Source organism: Mesorhizobium sp. M2A.F.Ca.ET.039.01.1.1, assembly GCF_003998035.1.
Lineage (GTDB): Bacteria > Pseudomonadota > Alphaproteobacteria > Rhizobiales > Rhizobiaceae > Mesorhizobium.
In genome coordinates this window covers 1-379 of the sequence record NZ_RZRY01001621.1, presented here as the reverse complement: position 1 = coordinate 379, position 379 = coordinate 1, and the positions used below count along the sequence as shown (strand labels likewise).

Sequence of the window (379 nt, the reverse complement as noted above, 5' to 3'; positions counted from 1 at the left end):
GCCCCCAGCGTCACCCCCGCCTGCACGATCGCCACCCGCGCGAACGGATCGATCTCCTCGATTTGGGCAAGCCCGCCGAGATCGCAGATGATCTGCCCTTGGGAAGTCGCTGCCCCGCCCGCCAGCCTCGTGCGCCCGCCTTGGGCGACAAGGCTGATGCCACGCTCCGCGCAAAACCGCACCAGCGCCGCGACGCCCTCGACATCACGCGGCCGCACCAGCGCCGAAGCGCCGAAATTGCGGGCATCGAAGCCGGGATCGCGCGAGGCGAGCTCGGCGGCGTCCCAGATGGTGGTGGAGGGCAGGGCGGCGCGCAAAGCGGCGATGAGGGAGGCGGACATGCGAAGGCTCCGGGGCGGGAAGCGATATTCTATAGAGG

1 protein-coding gene is annotated in these 379 nt (G+C 70.2%); it reads right to left on the bottom strand.

The genetic code is table 11. The annotated features are described in order from the left end of the window. The coding region (locus EOA24_RS41225) for an FAD-binding protein (protein WP_133375143.1) at positions 1-341 on the bottom strand (341 nt) is incomplete at its 3' end. Between the last annotated feature and the right edge of the window lie 38 nt (positions 342-379).